The 3,754-nt window shown below is 43.4% G+C and carries 3 protein-coding genes; 2 read left to right on the top strand and 1 reads right to left on the bottom strand.

Annotated features, from left to right (window positions below; all coding sequences use genetic code 11):
* Window positions 1–187 precede the first annotated feature (187 nt).
* Entirely contained in the window at window positions 188–679 is a 492-nt protein-coding gene (gene folK / locus H5968_RS24690) for a 2-amino-4-hydroxy-6-hydroxymethyldihydropteridine diphosphokinase (RefSeq protein WP_187042045.1), read from the bottom strand.
* Window positions 680–1,059: 380 nt separating this feature from the next.
* Here folK and H5968_RS24695 point away from each other — a divergent pair, with 380 nt between their 5' ends.
* Window positions 1,060–3,336: a transglycosylase domain-containing protein gene (locus H5968_RS24695; protein ID WP_370569809.1), complete on the top strand. Its 2,277-nt coding sequence runs from the start codon at window positions 1,060–1,062 to the stop codon at window positions 3,334–3,336.
* A gap of 83 nt (window positions 3,337–3,419) precedes the next feature.
* Window positions 3,420–3,617, top strand: coding sequence for a photosystem II assembly protein Psb35 (gene psb35, locus H5968_RS24700; protein WP_096565707.1), 198 nt, complete (start codon window positions 3,420–3,422; stop codon window positions 3,615–3,617).
* The last annotated feature ends 137 nt before the right edge of the window (window positions 3,618–3,754 follow it).

Raw genomic sequence — 3,754 nt, forward strand, 5'->3', positions numbered from 1 at the left:
TGATATATCAAAGGTTAGAGGCTGATAAACACAGAAATTAGTCCAAGGGTTTTGAAGGGTATACCGGAAAAAGTGTGCATTTTTTGGGATTTCAAGAGATGGCAAAGAAATTTTCAAATCTCCTCCTAACTCCTGACTCCTGACTCCTGACTCCTATGCCCTCACGGAAAGACTTTCTCAGCAACCCCTACTTAACTAAGTGTACATCAGAACGGTCTACTTCTTGCAGCAGATTCTCAATTGTACAACCAGATAGGGGTTCTCTCCAATTTGGGGCAATTTCTGCCAATGGGACTAGGACAAAAGCTCGCTCGTGCATCCGGGGATGGGGGATCTGGAGATTTGGCTCGTTTAAGATTAAGTCATCATACAACAATAAATCTAAATCTAAAGTTCTCGGTCCCCAATGCTCTCGACGCACACGACCAAATTTTTGTTCAATTGCTAACAAGCTGGTTAATAAAGCTTGTGGAGATATTTCTACTTGCAATATGGAACAGCCATTTAAATAATCTGGCTGTGGCGGTCCTACGGCTTTGGTTCTATACCAACTGGATTTTGCTTCGAGAATAATACCAGGGGTTTGGGCTAAAGTCTCTAAAGCGGCTGCTAAAGTTCTTTGGGGATCACCCATATTACTGCCGAGAGCGATCGCACTTCTGGCGAATTTTTTAGACATTCTTTTGCTGCTGAATGCTCTTGCTAGGAGGCAGGGGATCAGTTTTGCTGCATCAGCTACAAACTTTCTCCTATTTGGTAATAAGTCTTGATCTCCCTGAAATTATTTAATCATCTGCCAAAGCCAATGGAAATAACGGTTTGGCAAATAAATCAATTTTACCTGAATTAATTGATTATTTATAAGGTATGATGTTCTAACGCTATGAGCGCAACAACCCTAGCCTTTCGGCATCAATAATCAACTGAAGTAGCTCTGAGGAGAAACTGCTCTTGCCACTTGGGAATCATCATAAAAACGAGGAGTCCACAAACGAGGAGTCCACACATGAACACCTACCGCCAACTATGCTGGTGAAGGCAAGGCAGTTACTTAACCAGATGACTACTTTATCATCTGGGATGTTTGCCAAAATTGGTAGAAGCGATAAACCTTTTTATCGTCGGTTTTGGTTTTGGACAGGCTTAGGTGTAGTCAGTTTAGGCGGCGGGATCATTGCCTGTAATTATGGAATTAGTGTAATAGACAGTTCTTTACCGGATAAATCAGAACTGAATGCGGTAATACGAGAGCAAACACTTACTATTCAAGCCAGTGATGGAACTGTTCTCAAACAGCAAGGAGAAGCCACTAGGGAACAGCTAAAGCTAGAACAAATCCCAGAGAACTTAAAAAACGCTTTTATCGCTTCAGAAGACAGAAGATTTCAACAGCACAATGGGATAGATGCTCAAGGTATTCTTAGAGCAGTTGTGAATAATTTGCGATCGCAAGATGTCGTGGAAGGTGGTAGTACCATCACCCAACAAGTAGCAAGAATACTCTTTCTCACCCAAGAGCGCACCATCTGGCGCAAACTCAAGGAAGTGCGTCTGGCTCAGAAAATGGAACAAGAACTCAGTAAAGACCAAATTTTAGAGCGTTACCTAAATTTAGTCTATTTGGGTTCTGGTGCTTATGGTGTAGCAGATGCGGCTTGGGTCTATTTTAATAAATCCGTGGATCAACTGACTTTATCAGAAATGGCCACCATTGCCGGACTTGCCCCTGCTCCCAACACTTACGCCCCAAATAAAAATCCTCAAGCAGCTATAGCAAGGCGAAATCAAGTGTTAAAAAGGATGTTGGAAGATGGCGTAATTACACCAGAACAACAGCAAGCAGCTATTCAAGAACCACTCACAGTTAATAGCAATTTACCGAGACGCTTTCAAGTTGAGTTTCCTTACTTTACTTCCTACATTCAGCAGGAATTACCAAAATATGTTAAGCCTGATGTGTTAGCAGCAGGAGGGTTAGTAGTAGAAACCAGTTTAAACCCGACTTGGCAAAAGGCAGCAGAAGCAGCAGTGGCTAAAGTTCTCAGAACTCAAGGTAGTTGGGCAAATTTTAAAGAAGCCGCTTTAGTAGCTATTGATCCCCGCAATGGGGAAATTCAAGCAATGGTAGGAGGTAAGGACTTTAGCGAAAACCAGTTTAATCGTGTAACTCAAGCGCAAAGACAACCAGGATCAACATTTAAAGGTTTTGTCTATGCTGCGGCGATCGCTACAGGTAAGAGTCCCTACGATGGCTATGTGGATGCACCATTAGTAGTAGATGGTTATGAACCAAAAAACTACAGTGAAAAATTCTATGGCTCAATGAATCTCAAAGATTCTCTTACCCGTTCTATTAATACAATTGCAGTAAGGGTATTAATAGATGTGGGATATGAGCCAACCATTAAACTAGCACAGGATATGGGGATTAAATCGGAACTCAAGCCTACCTACTCTTTAGCACTTGGTTCTAACGAAGTCAATCTCCTAGAATTAACCAGTGCTTATGGTTCTTTTGCTACCCAAGGTTTACATACAGAAGCGCATGGAATTCGTCGCATCCTCAACCGTCAAGGTGATGTGATCTGGTCTGCTGATTTTCAACCTCAACGGGCTTTAGATGCCGATAGCGCCGCCATCATGACTTGGATGTTACGCAACGTAGTCAGAAGCGGTACTGGTGCTGCTGCCCAATTAAGAGATAGACAGGTAGCAGGGAAAACAGGAACATCAGATGAAGCCCGTGATTTGTGGTTTATTGGCTATATTCCCCAAGTAGTGGCAGGAGTTTGGCTAGGTAATGATAATAACCGCCCTACCTATGGTAGCAGCACCAGCGCCGCTTATACCTGGCATGAATTTATGGAAAAAGCCGTTGAAGGAATGCCAGTAGAAAAGTTTTCTGAACGACCTAAATTAGAAAATCGCAAAGGTACGATCAAAGCCCAACCTATCAAACCAAAAAAAATTGTTAATACTTCCGTTGCATCTAATAATCAACAATCAGATCAGGATGATGGTGATTCATCAACCAGACGCAGAAGTAGACGCAGAAGCTCTTATTCTGAAGTAGAACAGCAATCAAACTACACTTCAAGACGTAGACGACGTTACCGACAACAAGAAGAGTCCACTCCCAGAAGACGGAGGCGCTTTGATTCCCAATCAGGGAACAATTCTGGTGCAGAATCATCTCGTTCTAGAAGACGAAACCGCAGACAAGATTCAAATTCTGCTCCTCCTGTAAACAATAATTCCTCTGGATCTTCCCCATCCAAACCTTCTTGGAGAGAACGCCTGAAACCAGGTTCTTCTTCTTCCTCCCCTGGTGAGTAATATTTCCCCCAGTGGCAGATGTAGATGGTCAACTCGTTTTATACTTTGTAAAGAAGTGTTACAAACAATAGGATAATATAGTCATGACATTATTACTGGAAACAGCAGCACCCGCAGCAGCAGGTAATCATTTTCCATTAGCTTTTACTTTAGTGTATGTAGTTGGTTTTATTGCGGCTGTCACCATCGGTTCAATCGCTTGGTACAACTCCAAACGCCCAGCAGGTTGGGAAAGCAAAGAACGTCCTGATTTTGTTCCCAAGGTGGATAAAGAGTCATAGGAGGCAGGGAGCAGGGAGCAGGGAGCAGGGGGCAGGGAGCAGGGAGCAGGGCGAAGTTAATAACCCAATGCCCAGTCCCCAGTCCCCAGTCACCAGTCCCCAGTCCCCAGTCACCAGTCCCCAGTCACCAGTCCCCA

This window comes from Sphaerospermopsis sp. LEGE 00249 (genome assembly GCF_014299995.1).
In the GTDB taxonomy this organism is placed as follows: domain Bacteria; phylum Cyanobacteriota; class Cyanobacteriia; order Cyanobacteriales; family Nostocaceae; genus Sphaerospermopsis; species Sphaerospermopsis kisseleviana.